A 16,319-nucleotide genomic window follows, 5' to 3' on the forward strand; every position below is an offset into this window, starting at 1 on the left:
GTTCACTGGGATGTCGCAAACGATTTGGCCATCGTGCCCATGGATCGACCGCCAATCATGGATGCGGTAATCGAAACGGCCGAACGCCTGGGTGGCTTGCTTCGATCGTATCGACGCGTGGCTTCCGGAATGCTGCGCTACCAGCGTTGATGCCTCAACGCAAGTTGGTCAATCTGATTCGCCGAGCATCCGGTTGGCGGCGTCTCTCGGGTCGATCGCCTCGGGTTCGGCCCGCCTGACGATGTACTTCAAGTAAAACGCGCGAACTAATTTTGTATCGCCGACGATTACGGTGTTTTCATTCCGGACTTGGATCTCTTGTTGATCCTTACTGCAATAGATCTCGCTGTATTCCCTTAAGTCCAAGATCCGGAGCCCTTGCTCTTTTCCGTCGAAGGCACAGACATAGGCGATGCCTCGTTTGAGAAGCGGGGCCGTCAATAAGTCACCTTCTAGCTCAAACGGAACGATTTCCAGTGAATTGGTATTGATCGCGATCGCGAAAGGAGGTCCTGGGATCGAATCTCGCATCAAGTTGATCGCACCGGTGGTCGTGAATAGCGCGCGAGGAAAGTTGGGTTCGTCGTTCTCGCCAATTTCACCGTAAAGGATCTCGTACGATTCCTTGTCTTTCCATTCGATCCCCAACGGCAATCGATCGATGTAGAACAGCAATCGATAAACCTGTCTGTGTTGGTCCTTGATCGCGTTGACCCAACCGCCCTTACCATCGTCGTTGGGTCCTGGGTCGTACAGTTCTTTGAGCGTCGGGTTTCCCTCGATCAGTTTCTTGACGGCTTCGCGTCGGTTCTTCGCTTCAACATCGTTGCGAACGCTGGGCATTTGGTCTGATTCGTACATCGGCACGCTTCCTTAGCGACATGCGGCGACTTGAAGGCATTTCAGCCCGTTAGTATGTCACGCCGAACGCCGCTTGGTCAACGTCCCACCGCAATCGCGTCGCCACGCTGCATTTGCATGTCTATTTCTTTTGCATTTCCAACGCTTGTCTCGGTCGAATTCGATTGAGGACCTGCTGCACGGTGCGGGTATTTCGAACCGACTTTTTATCAACATCGCTGAGTTTGGGTTCGCTCTCGACCTAGAATTCGACCGTACATGACAAAACAACCTCCGATTTTACCAACCTAAACGCTCGTTCGATTATTTTGACCCCACGGGCAAACCGCCGATCAATGGACCGGTTTCGCCAAATTGGTCCTCGACGCCGCCTACGAAGCGACGCTCTGCGCGGCAGTCATCAACGCCTCGAAGACCGGTAAGAATACCGTCTACCTCAGCAAAGCAAAACGCAAAAAGACAGCACCGAAGTAGCACGGCAATCCACAATTTGCAATTACATTTGCCGTAGTGGATCTTGTTAAAGATCCGTCGCAACAAGGATCTTTAACAAGATCCACTACCAAGGTTCCAACTGTCAATCCAATTGCAGTTTTGCTTCGCAATCTGCTTTTCCTGTTCATTGTTTTTTTCACGGCTTCCGCCGTCTTGCCCACCAAGCAATGAACCCTTTGCAATGTTCATTTTGCAATTTGCAATGATCTCGTCGGTGCCGGCGTTGGGGAAGCCGGAATTCCGTCAAAGTGGATCGAAGGGATAGCTGAGTATCCCCGCAGCGTTCCATGGATGCGAACACTTGGCGAGCGTTAGCCCGGATTATTCACGAGCGTTCTGATTTAAGATCGTCTGGTAAGAGTTTGGGTGAGATTCGCTGGGGTAGGTGCTTTGGTGCTCGATCAGCGCGGACCGCCCCCTTACCCCCATTCAGAATTTCCCCCCCCCACTCCCCACTCCCCACTCCCCACTCCCCACTCCCCACTCCCCACTCCCAACTCCCAACTCCCAACTCCCAACTCCCAACTCCCAACTCCCAACTCCCAACTCCCCCGCAACCGAACTCGTCTTTACGCCATACGAACTTCTCGATAAGCTTTCGATGGCAGAAGGCGGGATGCTTTCTGCATTTTGAACCAGGGAGGGTGCTAGCGTGTTACGTCGGCGATCAATTCGAACAAAACTTGTAGTCGCACTCGGCTTGTTGACCTCGATCGTTTTGCTGCTGGCTTTCAGTGGTTTTTGGGGGCTTTACGGCTATCGAAGTCTGGCGAATTCGGTCAGCCAGCGGGCGGAGGAGATGCCCCATGCAAACGATTTGAATCGCTTGGCAGAGACGCTTCGCGACAGCAACAGTCGCATGAACGACATGATTCTCAATGGCGGCATGATCGATGCCGGGCTATTGGATAATCCGATGTCGAAACTCGAACAATGTCGTTACGCACAAACGATGTTCGACCTAAGGGTTCGCATCCAGCTCTACAGAGATGCGATTTCCGGAATCCATCAAGGATCCAATTTGTTGATCGATGCCGACCACCAACGCTTCAGTTTGGATAAGATCGACCAATCGGTTGCCGAACTTGTCGCCTTTCACCGGAGCCCTCGCAGCTTGGATTATAATGGCAAAAGCGAATTGTCGCGTCGGCTTGATTCGTTGGTCGAGCTGACTCAAGAACACCTCTCTAACACGCACTCGGAGTTGGCTGAGTTTAGCCAAGACGTTCGCGGTCAATACCGAACGTGGATCGGCGTGGCTTGGGTGTGTACCATCATTTCCTTGATCGTCGTTGGCGTGTTGCTGTGGTCGCTGCATTCGTTGGTCGTCAAGCCGTTTCAAACGCTTTTAGATGGATCGCGTTTGGTCGCCAAGGGACAACTGAGCCATTGGATCGATTTAGGGACCAATGATGAGCTAAACGAATTGGCGATGGCCATGAATGATATGACTAAACGCTTCAAGACGACACTTGGCGAATTGAAATCGGTGAATTCCGATTTGGATCGCCAAGTCCGAGAACGATCGCGGGAAGTGATTCAAAACGAACAATTGGCGAGTGTCGGTTTCCTGGCTGCGGGGGTAGCTCACGAGATCAACAATCCGCTAGCCACGATTGCCTGGAGTGCCGAGTCTCTTGAATCTCGCGTCGAGGAAACCGTCGGATTTGCCAGTGGATCGGCTGCCATCGATAATGAGCTCCTTACCGCGATGCGTTTGAATCTGAGACGCATCCAAGAGGAAGCGTTTCGATGCAAAGGGATCACCGAACGGTTGCTCGATTTCAGCCGCTTAGGTGACGTGCAACGATCGACTACCAACTTAACACAGCTTGTCGAAGAGATCGTTGCGATGGTCAGCAAGGTAGGTAAGTATCGCTGCAAAACGATGCGAACCCATCAAGTCGGTGATGTGTTCGCGCATGTAAACGCTCAAGAGATTCGCCAAGTCATTCTGAACTTGATTACCAATGCTTTAGAGAGTGTTGACACCGACGGTGCAGTCGACATCTATATCAAACAAGTCGGATGCAACGCCTGCGTCGCTGTCCAAGACAACGGATGTGGAATGTCGGCCGAGGTGCTGCAGCATTTGTTTGAACCATTTTTTACTCGCCGTCGCGATGGAACCGGAACGGGTTTGGGACTTAGCATTACCTATCGCATTGTTTCTCAACATGGTGGTTCACTTATCGCTCAAAGCGATGGCGAGGGCTGCGGGTCGCGACTGCAACTCTTGCTTCCCTGCCAAGCGGCCGCACCTCGCGATATCGAATCAGATTCGAATAGATCCGACCTGAACACACTTGAACCGAACACACTTGAACTAAACACAACGGAATGGAACCATGAGTCAATCAAAGCAGCCTAAGCAACCCAAGCGGCCTGCGATGCATGTCTTGTTCGCAGACGACGAAAAGAACTTGCAAGAGCTGATTCGATCCGAGTTGCCTCGCTTCGGCTACAATGTCACCGTCTGCCCCGATGGTTTGACAGCGGTCGCAGCACTCGAAAAAGAACCGTTCGATTGTTTGCTAGTCGACTTGAATATGCCGGGCATGAATGGCATCGAAGTCATTGCCAAAGCACGCGAATTGCGACCGGAAATCGAAGTCGTCATCATGACGGGTAAACCTACGACCGAGACGGCGATTGCGGCGGTCCACTATCAAGTCTTTGACTATTTGACGAAACCCTGCCGGTTGGTCGATATCTCGGGGCTGCTAGGACGCGTGGCCGAACGACAACAGAACAAACGTCAATTGGTCGCTCTCGAGCATCGGCTCAAACGGGCAGAGGGTGACAACAAGATGATCGGCGATGCGAAGCGGATGCAGTCCGTGCGCAATCTGATTGGCAAGGTGGCTCCGACCGAAAGCACCGTATTGATTCGAGGCGAAACCGGCTGCGGAAAAGAATTGGTGGCCCGGGCGGTTCACCAAGCAAGCCTGCGAGCCGACCAACCGCTCGTTGCCATCAATTGCGGTGCCTTGCCAGAGAACTTGATTGAAAGTGAATTGTTCGGTCATTGCAAAGGAGCGTTTACGGGAGCCGATGCGGCGCGGGTCGGATTATTCGAAGTCGCCGATGGAGGAACGATCTTTCTAGACGAAATCGGCGAATTGCCGCTCGCGATGCAGGCTAAGTTGTTGCGAGTCTTGGAAACAGGCGACATCCGACGACTCGGTGACAATCAAACCGTCCACGTCGATGTGCGAGTTGTTTGTGCGACACACCGCGACCTGGAAGCCATGGCTCAAGAGGGAACGTTCCGCGAAGATCTTATGTTCCGAATCAATACGTTCGAAATTGAAGTTCCGCCGCTGCGTGACCGTGTCGAAGATATCATGCCGCTGGCGATTCATCTGCTTCGCCGTCATCGCACCGACGGTGCGGACGATCAATTGTTTACAGCCGAAGCTGCGGCAGAACTCGAAGCTCATCAATGGCCAGGCAATGTGAGGGAACTGGCGAACGTTGTTGAGCACGCAGCGATTCTCTGTGACAAGTTCCCAATTGGCACCGAGGACTTACCGCGACATTTCGGTAAGCGACAGTTGAGAAAGGAACTGCGTGAAAGTGAACCGATGTCGTTGCGCGAGATTGAAATGGTCGCGATCGAGCGTTCACTGCAAAGGCATGATGGCAATAAAGCTGCAGCTGCGGAAGAACTCGGCGTCAGCTTGAAGACGCTCTATAACAAAGTGAACGCCGCTGAAGAAAAGAAGTTAGCGGGCTAAGACCGTCGCACCGCAATCCTCGTAGCCGTGTCTCTCCGAGACACGGGAGTTCGCGTCTCGGAGAGACGCGGCTACGGAGGCGGTTTCGCGTCTTGGAGAGATGTGGTTGCTGAGAGGAGTTCGCGTCTCGGAGAGACGCGGCTACGAGGCGATTTCGCGTCTCGGAGAGATGTGGTTGCTGAGAGGATTTCGCGTCTTGGAGAGATGTGGTTGCTGAGAGGAGTTCGCGTCTCGGAGAGACGCGGATACGAGGCGGTTTCGCGTCTTGGAGAGATGTGGTTGCTGAGAGGATTTCGCGTCTCGGAGAGACGCGGCTACGGGTCGATTGGGTGGCACAATGCTTAGAGGGCAGGACGAACCAAGCTTACCGCAATTCCGATCACTTTAACATCGGTTGCATAGGTTGGTTCAATCGCTTTGTTCGCAGGCTGCAAACGCACTCGACTCGGCTCGGGATGCCAATAACAGAGCATCGATTCGCCAAGGTGGTTCTCGGTGACAACCATTTGTCCCGGTAAGGCATGCTCACAGCGCTCGACGATCACATAGTCTCCATCTCGGATCGACGCATCAATCATCGAATCACCCGAAACCTGAAGCGCGAATCGGTTGTCTTCAAAGATCATCTCGCTGAAGTCAATCCGGTCGTTCTGCTCGAACACGAGCGGCGCGGGAATTCCCGATACAATGCCGCCAAGTGGCAAGCTATTGCCGCTACGATCCGCAGCATTGGTCAATTCAATCGCTCGCGATTTGTTAGGGCTTCTCGTTATCAGACCTTTCCGCTCCAAAGCGCGAAGATGGCACATCACCCCATTAGGACTCTTGATCTCAAAATGCTCGCCGATCTCGCGAACCGTCGGACCGTACCCGCGTTTCACGATCAAGTCGCGAATCATGTTGTATACGTTTTGCTGCCGGTCGGTCAATTGAGACGACATAGGATGCTACCTACCTTTTATATTCTTGTCATAGACGACAAACGAGTGTTTTTCTGCGTGTGCTCGATTGTACCACAAGGTAAACGCTCGTCCACAACAAAAGCTTGGGCGTTTTCACTACTAATTAAAAATAGTAGTCCAGATCACTACAATCAACCCCATTGGAATACACCAAAAAGCGAACCAGTGCAGGCGGTCGAGGCGGCTCCAACGAATCAGCCATTTCAGAGCCAAAATACCGACCAGGAACGCAACAACCGCTCCGACGATCAACTCGAGGTTGCTGTACATCATCGGCGAACCCGATTCTCGCTGTTCGACAAGGTCCTTCAAGGCCAGTACGGTTGCACCACAAATGGCTGGAATGGCGAGCAGGAACGAAAAGGTCACGGAGTCATCGTTTTTAAGTCCGAGTAGTCGTCCGCCCAAAATAGTCGAACCGCTACGGCTTACCCCGGGTAGGATGGCGAAGGCCTGGAAACAGCCAATCGTCAAGGCGCCGAGCATCGAGAGTTTCTGATACTCACCATCGCGAGGCTTCAGTCGTCCGAGTACGATCAAAAAGATTCCGGTAACGATTAGCATCGCACCAACAAGTAGCGGACTTCTCAGCAAATACTCGAAGTTTTGCTTGATGGTCAATCCGATGACCACCGCTGGGATGGTTCCAACGACCATCAAACCTATGACACGGCGATCGCTGGTTAAGAGCTTGAGAATCCGTTTCCAGTAGACCACCAAGATGGACCCTAGCGTTCCGGCGTGAAGAATGATCTCCATCGTGGGCGATTCGCTCAATTCACCCATCATCGCCCCGACAATGACGAGGTGCCCCGAGGAGCTGATGGGCAAAAACTCTGCGATTCCCTGAATAATCGCCAAGATGATTGTTTGTAACACGTCAGATCTATCTTCCGTAATGTGCTTTTAAACCGTTGCCGAAACCCTTGGCGAGTTTCGCTGCAAAAACCGACAGCCGCTTCGGACGGAGCCCGGATGCGTCAATCAATCCGCTGAGCAGCGGGAGGCTCGGAAACGTCAGCCGTTGGCGCGGTGGGTTTTACGACAACGTGGCCATGTGGCGTATTGCGAGCCACGAGAATAACTCCGGTCACCGTCAACAGCATACCCAGCCAAAGCATCGGACTCACCGTTGTCCCTGCGTGCAGACGGACCACCGAAACGAGCGCGGTAATCGAAACTGCCCCTCCAAAGACAATCGGCATCACCAACAAAGCATTGCCTTTGCTGGTCATCATCGCGGTCGTCAAACACAATGCACCGAATGCCCCAAGTGTTCCAGCAAGGAATCCCCATTTCAAGGTTGGAAAATGAGCCCCACCGTATTGGAAGCTGTCGCCTTTTACTTTCATCATCAGCAAACCGCCAGCGATTGCGATGACCAAATAAGCGATTCCGATAAACACGTAGGGTTTAAACGGGGTCCAACCTTCGGGCGGAAGCAGGGGGCGACCATCAACGCCGCGAGGCGATTGTGCGTTGCCGATTGCAGGTCCATAGCAGCCCCAAAAACATGCGGTTCCAATTGCAAAGAGTATTGGTATTAACATTTTATTCATAGATTTCTCAGGAAGGATCGGGAAGTAACCGCGACTAAACATTGAACAGAAAGTGGCAAATATCTCCGTCTTGCATCACGTACGCTTTTCCTTCGACCCGCAATTTGCCCGCTTGCCGAATCTCTTTCTCACTCTTGTAGTTTTCCAAGTCGTCAAGCGTGTAGATTTCGGCACGAATAAAACCTCGTTCGAAATCGCTGTGAATGACGCCTGCGGCTTGGGGAGCGGTCGCCCCGATGGGGACAGGCCACGCGCGCACCTCTTTTTCACCCGCGGTAAAGTAACTTTGCAAGCCAAGCGTGCGATAGGTCTCGCGAGCAATTTGGTTCAGAGCCGGCTCGACGAGTCCAATGTCGGTCAACATTTCACTGCGATCGGGTTCCTCGAGTTCGGCGATTTCGGCTTCTAGCTTTGCGCAAACACATACGACCCCAGCACCGGAGGCTTCCGCATAGCCGCGGACTTTTTCGACGAGCGGATCATTACCTTCCAAATCATTTTCGTCGACATTCGCCACGTAGAGGACCGGCTTGGCCGTCATCAGCCCGTAGCTTGAGATCGCGGCGGCTTCCGGTTCGCTCAGCTCGAGGGTGCGAAGCGGTAAATCTTTCGCCAAATGCTCGTTGCACTTTTCGATCACAGCGACTCGTAATTTCGCTTCCTTGTCGCCGCTGCGGGCACTACGCTGTGCTTTGCTGAGTGAGTTTTCAAGTGTTTGGATATCGGCCAGCATGAGTTCGGTTTCGATCGTTTCGATATCCGACAGCGGGTCAACGGTTCCAGCGACATGCGTGATATCGTCATCTTCGAAACAGCGCACGACTTGAACGATCGCGTCGACTTGACGGATATGGCTTAGAAATTTATTTCCTAGCCCTTGCCCCTCACTTGCGCCTTTGACAATGCCCGCAATGTCGACCAACTTTAACATCGCTGGAATCGTTTTCTGCGGCACAATGTATTTCGTAATCTGGGTCAATCGAGCATCGGGAACACTGACGATGCCTTCGTTAGGTTCGATTGTACAGAACGGATAATTCTCACTTTGTGCCGATTTCGAGCAGGTAAGTGCATTGAAAAGCGTGCTTTTGCCTACGTTTGGCAACCCAACAATTCCAGCTTCCATCGCCTGGGAACAACCTAATGATTTATGTACAGATGTGTTTAAAAAATAACATTTCGTTGATTTCGGTGATTTTTTTGCAGCCGAGACTACCGAATTCGACAAGATGGTATCAAGCAAACGCCATTGCTCGAAGGGGGTTAAACCGCGTGCCCAGCGGGCCGCTCGCCCCATCGCCCAGCGGGCCGCGCAACCCGTCAACTCGCAGTCCCCTGGGCAGACGGTTCAAGCAAGCACGATAACCCTCGGGTAAAGCCGGCGAAAATCTGTTACGATCTTGAGGGCAGACCGCCGAACCCTAACCCGTTTTAGCGCCAATTTTCAAAAAACTGATCAATGCATCGAGCCTTTTTATCCCCTCTCTTGCTATTCGTTTTTCTTTTCGTCTTTCTTTTCGTCGGTCTCGGTTCCAACTTGACGTTTGGCCAAAACGGGACGCCACCGAGCGATTCACCGCCAGCCGAAAACGTGGCCGAGAAGTCGGCGGTTGAGGATAACGTGGCCGAGAAGTCGGCGGTTGAGGATGCTGACTCGAATTGGATGACGCAGATTGACACATGGTTCGGCGACTACGTCGTCACGCCTGTGGCAAAAGCGATCTTCTTTGATTTTGGCACGAAAAACTGGAAATGGACGCAGACCAGTATCCCGTTTGTCGTCGTCTGGCTGCTCGCAGGCGGCGTGTTCCTGACGATTCGCATGGGCTTTATTAATTTCCGCGCGTTTCGTCATGCCATCGATTTGGCTCGTGGCGTTTACGATTCACCAGGCGAACCGGGCGAGGTGACTCACTTCCAAGCTTTGGCTGCAGCATTGTCGGCGACGGTCGGTTTGGGGAATATCGCTGGCGTCGCAATCGCGATCGGCACCGGCGGCCCCGGTGCAACCCTCTGGATTATGGTGGTCGGAATTCTCGGCATGTCGGCAAAATTCACCGAATGTACCCTCGGACAACTTTACCGCGTCACCGACGATGATGGCCATGTCATCGGTGGCCCGATGCGGTACCTTCACAGCGGTTTGAAAGACATTGGACTCGAACCACTTGGGCGAGTCTTGGCAGTCGTCTTTATGGTCCTATGTATTGGAGCCAGTTTCGGAGGCGGGAACGCTTTCCAAGTCGGCCAGTCGCTGGCAACGGTTCGTGACGAGATCCCAGCCTTGGAAACGATGCCTTGGATCTACGGCTTGGTGATGGCGGTTGCCGTTGGTGTCGTTATCATCGGCGGGATCAAGAGCATCGGTGCGGTTGCGGGGCGAATCGTTCCTTTCATGTGCATCGCTTACGTCTTAGCAGCACTCTATATTTTGCTTCACAACCTTACGTCAATTCCAGCTGCGATCGTGACGATCGTAACCGAAGCCTTTGCACCCCAAGCAATGTATGGTGGCTTTTTGGGAGTGCTTGTGATCGGAATCAAACGGGCAGCGTTTAGCAATGAGGCAGGCGTCGGTTCGGCTGCGATCGCCCACTCCGCCGCAAAAACGGACGAACCGGTCAGCGAAGGTATCGTCGCGCTATTGGAACCGTTTATTGATACCGTTGTCGTTTGTACAATCACCTCTCTCGTCGTCGTTGTCACCGGTGCCTATGAAGCCCCGGAATTGGCGTCAGCAATCGGTGCGGATCAAGGGGCCAAAGTGACGCTGTACGCGTTTCGAATGGGCGGCCACGAATGGTTTAAGTACATCTTGTACGCGGCGGTCGTCCTGTTCGCCTACTCAACTTGCATTAGCTGGTCTTATTACGGCGAACGATGCTGGGTCCAATTGTTCGGGGTCCGCACATCACTGATTTACAAAGGAATGTTCTTAGTGTTTACTCTGCTCGGATCGATCGTCACGCGTGGCAACATTTTGGCCTTCAGCGATTTGATGATTCTGGGGATGAGCCTACCGAATCTGCTCGGTGTTTTCCTACTTAGCGGCATCGTCAAGAGACAACTCGATTCTTACTGGGATAAGTACAAGAGCGGCAAATTCGAACGGGTGAAGTAGACGTGAATCGAGTCTGTGTGATCAATGTTGTTGGTTTGACGCCATCGCTCCTCAGCGAAGCACCCAACATTGCCGCGGCCGGGAACGTGAGTCCATGGAAAAGTCCATTGCCTGCCGTTACGTCAACGTGTCAAGCAACAATGTTGACCGGTTCCCTTCCGCGAGATCACGGAATCGTTGGCAACGGATGGTATTACCGCGACACCCAAGAGATTCGGTTTTGGCAACAAGCTAACTCGCTCGTGCAAGGAAAAAAGTTTTACGAAGGCTTTGAGACAGCAAAACTGTTTTGGTGGTTTAACCAATCAGCACCCGTTCAATATAGCGCAACGCCGAAACCGCATTATGGATGCGACGGTTCGAAAGTATTCGACATTCTCGACTTCACGGAGTGCTGCTTGACGCAGCGTCTAGGGCCATTCCCGTTTTTTACGTTTTGGGGCCCCCATTCGGGGCTGGCGTGTTCTCGCTGGATCGCCGATGCAGCGTCGATCGTACTCCGCGAAAAACGGCCCGAATTGTCGCTCGTCTACCTCCCCCATCTCGATTACGATTTCCAGCGGTTTTCGGAGCCAAGCATGTCCCGAGTCCGTGAAGTGGACGAGTGTGCCAAGACGATTATTGATGCTGCCGCAGACGTGGATACCGAAGTCGTCATTGTCTCGGAGTACGGACTGACAGCGGTCGATCAACCTGTGTTCCTCAATCGAGAACTAAGACGCGAGGGATGGCTGAAGATCCGCAGCGGACCGTTCGGCGAGATGATGATCCCGGGCGAATGTGATGCGTTCGCAGTCTGCGATCATCAACTCGCTCATGTCTACGTTCGCCAACCGGAACAGATGGAGGAAGTACAGGCCAAGCTGCAAAGCGTGCCGGGAGTGGACCGAGTGGTGGCTGCGGAAGAACTCGGGCTCGATCACCCGCGCAGTGGCGAGCTGATCTGTTTGGCCAAACCAAACGCCTGGTTTGCCTACTACTATTGGCTGAACGATGATGTTGCTCCTGACTTTGCACGAACGGTCGACATCCATCGCAAACCAGGCTACGACCCTTGTGAACTTTTTATGACGAGCAAGTTTCGGGCGATGCGAAAACTGGTTCGAAAGAAACTCGGATTTCGCTATTCCATGGACATTATTCCGCTCGACCCGTCTCTCGTTCGTGGTAGCCATGGCTTGATGACGGCACCGGATCGCGGTCCGTTAATTATCGGTTCTGGAGATTTGCCAACCGAAATGTGTGGTTTTTCAAGCTATGTTCAAGAGCGACTTCGAAGGCAGGGTTAAGGCAGGGCTGTCAAAACGTTGGGACGTTGATCGGGTTGTGCCATCGCGTGCTCAAAAGCCGTTTTTTTTACCGTCCTAAGAAGCGGCTGAGTTGCTAAAAATTGGCTCCGACGGAAAGTGTTCGTCGACCACTTGATGGAACTCAGCCGCCGTCGAAACCCTTGCCACGTGCGTTCGAAAGTGGCGTGCTCCGCGTTTTCCTTGGGCGTAGCAGCAAGCGTATTTGCGCATCAACACGGTCGCCTTCTCTTCACCGAAACGATCGACGACTAAACGGAAATGGTGCAACATGACGTCACGTTGCTCGGCCAACGTTGGTTCGGGTGGCACCGGATCACCTTTGAGCGCCGCAGCGGCTTGGGAAAAGAGCCACGGCCGACCCAAGCAAGCTCGCGCGATCATGACTCCGTCGACGTTGTAGTTCTGAAAAGCCGCCACCACCTTTTCAGCGGAATCAAGATCCCCGTTTCCAATCAGAGGGATGTTTCGGAGGTGCTGCTTGATTTCACTAATTCGTTCCCAATCGGCATTGCCACGGAACATATCTTTTGCGGTTCGACCATGGACGGTTAATGCCGCCGCCCCCGCTTCTTCGACCACCTTAGCGATCTCATTGCAGTTGATACTCTCAGGGGAACAGCCCAAACGGATCTTTGCGGTTACTGGCGTCGGATTACATGCTTTGACAAGTCGATGGATGATGTGGAACATTCGCTGTGGCTCACGCAGCAAATAGCTGCCGCTATGAGCTTTTTCGGTGACTTGGCGAACCGGACAGCCGAAATTGATATCGACGACGCTGACGCGGTATTCGTCAACCAGACGACGACCAACTTTGGCCATCGTCTCGGCATCGTTGTCCCAGATCTGGACCGCCAACGGTCGAGCCTCTTCGGCGACGCCCCACAATCGATCGGGATGCTCTGCTTCGTTCTCGTCAAGCCAGACAAAGCCACGAGCATTCACCATCTCGGTTGCGAGCAACCCGCTACCGCCAAACTGACGTACTATTTGCCGAAAGGCCGCGTTCGTAAACCCGGCCATCGGTGCTTGCAAAATAGGTGGATCGATGACGAGATCACCGATTTGAAGTGGAGCAGCGGGGATGGCGATCGTTTCTCTCCAACGAAAAAAGGAAAAAGACAGGCGGGGCCGTTCATCGCGTGGGCTTCGCATGCTCTTCTAACTTCCGCAACTTTAGCCCAAACTGCGACGACATGATTTCGTCCCGGATGCGATTCCGGATGAGTCGCCTCGCACCACTAGGCCAACCAGCTTGGCATCTCACCGGCGGCAGGCAATTCGATTATTTTGACTCGCGTGACCGACTCGATCGCTTCGATTTCGCTTACCGCTTCATCGGCAACCTCCCCGTCAATGCTGAGCACCCCAATCGATGGCCCCCCGGGAGTGTTACCTTCACGTCCGACGGCCATCTGGGCGATATTGACTCCGTGCTTACCAAAGGCGGTACCCACCTTGCCGATGATGCCGGGGACGTCATTGTGCGAGAAGACAAACAGCTTGCCATCAAGAAACGATTCAAGTCGATAATCGTCAAGCATAATTAAGCGAGGCATGCTTTGCCCGAGCACCGTGCCACCGACGACGACCGTTCGCCCGCCACCCGATACGGTCGCATGAATGCTGGAGGCAAACGAGCCTTTGCCGCGTCGCTTTTCCTCGTTCAATTCAATCCCCCGCTCGCGAACCAACATCTCGGAATTGATAACATTTACATCGTCGACAATCCGCTCGAGCAGTCCGGCGCAGAAAGCGTTGCTGACCACACGCGTGTCTTCCGATGCGATTTCACCCTTGTAGGTGATCGATACTTGATCGATTCCGCCGCCATGCCACTGGGCTGCCAATAAACCCAAACGATGCGCGACGTTGAGATACCCACGAAGTTCCGACAAGGTTTTTGGGTCAAGGGAAGCGACGTTGACACTGTGTCGAATCTCGCCAGTCTTCAAATAGTTGATTAACAAGTGAATTCCTTCCACCGCGACCTGGGTTTGAGCCTCTTCGGTGCTTGCCCCAAGGTGCGGAGTACAAACGACGTTGGGCATTCCGAAAAGCGGGCTGTCCGTACACGGTTCTTTTTCGTAAACGTCGAGAGCGACACCTCCAAGCTTGCCACAGCTGAGTCCTTCGACCAGGGCATCAACATCATAGATGCCACCGCGAGCAGCGTTGACAACACGAAGCCCAGGCTTGACCTTTTCGAGTCGTGCGCGATTGATCAGACCGGTCGTTTCAGGGGTCAACGGTGTGTGCACCGTCAAATAGTCGATTTGCGGAAGCATGTCGTCGACCGTGGCAACGCGTTTCACCCCGAGTCCGGCCGCTTGTTCATCGGTCAAAAACGGATCGTAGGCGATGACGTTCATTTCAAACGCGATCGCTCGCGAGGCGACCTCGCGTCCGATGCGGCCCATGCCGACGATGCCAAGCGTCTTGCCGGCGACTTGAGTCCCCATGTATTTTTTTCGGTCCCAACGTCCTTCGACCAACCCTTGGTTGGCAGCAGGAATGTTGCGGCTAAGTGCTAGGATTAAAGCGAAGGCATGTTCGGCAGTACTCACCGTGTTGCCTGCAGGGGTATTCATCACAACGATGCCACGGCGAGTCGATGCCGCTTTGTCGATGTTGTCGGTGCCAACCCCGGCGCGCACGAGGGCTTTCATGCGGGTATTGCCTTCGAGAGACTCGGCCGTGATTTTTACGCCGCTGCGCAAAATCGCACCGTCGAATTCGTTGAGGGCGGTTCGCAAATCTTCGCCCGAAAGCCCAGTACGAATCTCGTACTCAATACCTTCTTGGGCGTCCAAAATATCGATACCTTCTTGGGCAATGTCGTCAAGAACTAAAATGCGGTGCATGATTAAATTAAAAATTTGGGATGAGAGAACAGGAGATTGCAAAAGCCGTAAAAGGCTTCTTTGGATTGGCCAAAGGCCATCGACTTTTCCCTCCCAGCGAAGGCGGGGAGGGTAACGCGAACGAAGCCCTAGCCATTCTTGGCTGCGAAGTCGTTCATAAACTTGGCCAAGGTTTCAGCACCCTCGATCGGCATTGCGTTGTAGATGCTCGCTCGAATGCCGCCGATACTGCGGTGACCCTTCAGCGATGCCAAATCATGAGTCGCCGCTTCCTTGACAAACTTGTTTAACAGTTCGTCACTAGGTAAATTGAATGTGACATTCATCCTTGAGCGACAGTCGCGGCGAGCATGGCCCGCATAAAAACCCGAGTTCGCATCGATCGAATCGTAAAGCAACTTCGCCTTTCGTTCGTTGAGTTTTTGCATCGCCTCGAGCCCGCCAATGTCGTCGGCCAACCAATGAGCGACCTTTCCGAGTGCCCAAATGGCGAACGTCGGCGGCGTGTTCCATTCGGAATCGTTCTCGGCATGGTTCTTGTAAGTCAAGTATCCGGCCAAATTATCGGGAGCATGATCGAGCAGGTCTTTGCGGATAATGACCACCGTCACGCCTGCCGGTCCAGCATTCTTCTGAGCACAAGCATAAAGCAGGCCGTATTTTTTGATATCCAATGGCCGCGACAAAATGTCGCTCGATGCATCACAAATCAGCGGGACCCCCGCAGGGCAGGAAGGTTCTTCCGCAAACTGAACCCCTTGAATCGTTTCGTTACTGCAGTAGTACAAATAGGCGGCATCGTCGGAAGCAGCGTAATCACCGCTGCTCGGAACGTGGTTGTAGCCCGATTCCTTGGCGTCGTAGAGAACTTCGACCTTGCCTTCCTTTCTCGCTTCGCCGACTGCTTTTTTGCCCCACGACCCGGTTACGAGATACTGAGCCGTCTTGTCGTTGCCTCGAATCAGGTTGGCGGGGATCATCGAAAACTGCAGTGCGGCACCGCCCTGCAAAAACAGCACCTCATAATCGTCGCTAATTCCGTAAAGCGAACGAATCGTGTCCTGAGCATCGTGAAGCACGTCGACAAATACTTGGCCTCGGTGGCTTAGCTCCATAAGGGAGGACCCAGCCCCCGGAAACTCAATCAATTCTTCTTGCAGTTCCCTTAGCACCGAGACAGGCATCACGGCAGGTCCAGCAGAAAAGTTAAATACACGCTGGGAAGTCGCGGTGGCACTCATCGTGGGGGATTTCCTTTATGGGTTTGTTCCGCCCAAGTCGCGACGAGGCGAGGCAGAACGTTAATACGGATAGGTTCGACCCGCATGATTCTAAGCTTAGTGGATTAAGTAGGAAAGGTTGCATAGCAAGAACTCACTTATTATCCTCCGAACGCACCAATGCACT

The 16,319-nt window shown here is 53.2% G+C and carries 14 protein-coding genes; 5 read left to right on the forward strand and 9 right to left on the reverse strand.

Features of this window, described 5'->3' with window-relative positions; translation table 11 throughout:
- Positions 1 to 168 precede the first annotated feature (168 nt).
- Both Q31b_RS18055 and Q31b_RS29090 read right to left on the reverse strand, forming a co-directional pair.
- Positions 169 to 861 carry a hypothetical protein gene (locus Q31b_RS18055; RefSeq protein ID WP_146601070.1) on the reverse strand — a complete coding sequence of 231 codons (693 nt, stop codon included), beginning with the start codon at positions 859 to 861 and terminating at the stop codon, positions 169 to 171.
- A gap of 546 nt (positions 862 to 1,407) precedes the next feature.
- Positions 1,408 to 1,545 (reverse strand): hypothetical protein, encoded by a 138-nt coding sequence (locus tag Q31b_RS29090; RefSeq protein ID WP_231617722.1) that lies wholly within the window; start codon positions 1,543 to 1,545, stop codon positions 1,408 to 1,410.
- A 463-nt stretch (positions 1,546 to 2,008) separates the two neighbouring features.
- Here Q31b_RS29090 and Q31b_RS18070 point away from each other — a divergent pair, with 463 nt between their 5' ends.
- From Q31b_RS18070 to Q31b_RS18080, 3 genes are read left to right on the forward strand one after another with little or no spacing between them, the layout of a single operon-like run.
- On the forward strand, positions 2,009 to 3,727 hold the full coding sequence (locus Q31b_RS18070; protein WP_146601072.1) for a sensor histidine kinase: 1,719 nt from the start codon (positions 2,009 to 2,011) through the stop codon (positions 3,725 to 3,727).
- A 19-nt stretch (positions 3,728 to 3,746) separates the two neighbouring features.
- Complete coding sequence (locus tag Q31b_RS18075) at positions 3,747 to 5,096, forward strand: sigma-54-dependent transcriptional regulator (protein ID WP_146601411.1); 1,350 nt, start codon at positions 3,747 to 3,749, stop codon at positions 5,094 to 5,096.
- A gap of 27 nt (positions 5,097 to 5,123) precedes the next feature.
- Positions 5,124 to 5,441 (forward strand): hypothetical protein, encoded by a 318-nt coding sequence (locus tag Q31b_RS18080; protein WP_146601073.1) that lies wholly within the window; start codon positions 5,124 to 5,126, stop codon positions 5,439 to 5,441.
- Here Q31b_RS18080 and lexA read toward each other — a convergent pair.
- The 4 genes from lexA to ychF all read right to left on the reverse strand — a co-directional run bounded on the left by lexA (position 5,438) and on the right by ychF (position 8,743).
- Positions 5,438 to 6,037, reverse strand: coding sequence for a transcriptional repressor LexA (lexA, locus tag Q31b_RS18085; protein WP_146601074.1), 600 nt, complete (start codon positions 6,035 to 6,037; stop codon positions 5,438 to 5,440). The two genes, Q31b_RS18080 and lexA, sit on opposite strands and share 4 nt — an antisense overlap.
- A 120-nt stretch (positions 6,038 to 6,157) precedes the next feature.
- A complete protein-coding gene (locus tag Q31b_RS18090) occupies positions 6,158 to 6,937 on the reverse strand; it encodes an undecaprenyl-diphosphate phosphatase (protein ID WP_146601075.1) in 780 nt (259 codons plus the stop codon).
- A gap of 101 nt (positions 6,938 to 7,038) precedes the next feature.
- A complete protein-coding gene (locus Q31b_RS18095; RefSeq protein ID WP_231617670.1) occupies positions 7,039 to 7,617 on the reverse strand; it encodes a hypothetical protein in 579 nt (192 codons plus the stop codon).
- A 34-nt stretch (positions 7,618 to 7,651) separates the two neighbouring features.
- Entirely contained in the window at positions 7,652 to 8,743 is a 1,092-nt protein-coding gene (ychF, locus tag Q31b_RS18100) for a redox-regulated ATPase YchF (RefSeq protein WP_146601076.1), read from the reverse strand.
- 333 nt (positions 8,744 to 9,076) lie between these two features.
- Between ychF and Q31b_RS18105 the strand changes: the two genes are divergently transcribed.
- Both Q31b_RS18105 and Q31b_RS18110 read left to right on the forward strand, forming a co-directional pair.
- Entirely contained in the window at positions 9,077 to 10,738 is a 1,662-nt protein-coding gene (locus Q31b_RS18105) for an alanine/glycine:cation symporter family protein (RefSeq protein WP_197171770.1), read from the forward strand.
- 2 nt (positions 10,739 to 10,740) lie between these two features.
- Complete coding sequence (locus tag Q31b_RS18110; protein ID WP_146601077.1) at positions 10,741 to 12,027, forward strand: alkaline phosphatase family protein; 1,287 nt, start codon at positions 10,741 to 10,743, stop codon at positions 12,025 to 12,027.
- A 75-nt stretch (positions 12,028 to 12,102) separates the two neighbouring features.
- Here the strand turns inward: Q31b_RS18110 and dusB are convergent, their stop codons facing one another.
- The 3 genes from dusB to serC form a co-directional block, all read right to left on the reverse strand.
- Positions 12,103 to 13,203 (reverse strand): tRNA dihydrouridine synthase DusB, encoded by a 1,101-nt coding sequence (gene dusB / locus Q31b_RS18115; RefSeq protein WP_146601078.1) that lies wholly within the window; start codon positions 13,201 to 13,203, stop codon positions 12,103 to 12,105.
- 86 nt (positions 13,204 to 13,289) lie between these two features.
- Positions 13,290 to 14,912, reverse strand: a complete 1,623-nt coding sequence (gene serA, locus Q31b_RS18120; RefSeq protein ID WP_146601079.1) for a phosphoglycerate dehydrogenase — start codon at positions 14,910 to 14,912, stop codon at positions 13,290 to 13,292.
- 128 nt (positions 14,913 to 15,040) lie between these two features.
- Positions 15,041 to 16,153 carry a 3-phosphoserine/phosphohydroxythreonine transaminase gene (gene serC / locus Q31b_RS18125; protein WP_146601080.1) on the reverse strand — a complete coding sequence of 371 codons (1,113 nt, stop codon included), beginning with the start codon at positions 16,151 to 16,153 and terminating at the stop codon, positions 15,041 to 15,043.
- Between the last annotated feature and the right edge of the window lie 166 nt (positions 16,154 to 16,319).

The sequence above is a fragment of the Novipirellula aureliae genome, assembly GCF_007860185.1.
Lineage (GTDB): Bacteria > Planctomycetota > Planctomycetia > Pirellulales > Pirellulaceae > Novipirellula_A > Novipirellula_A aureliae.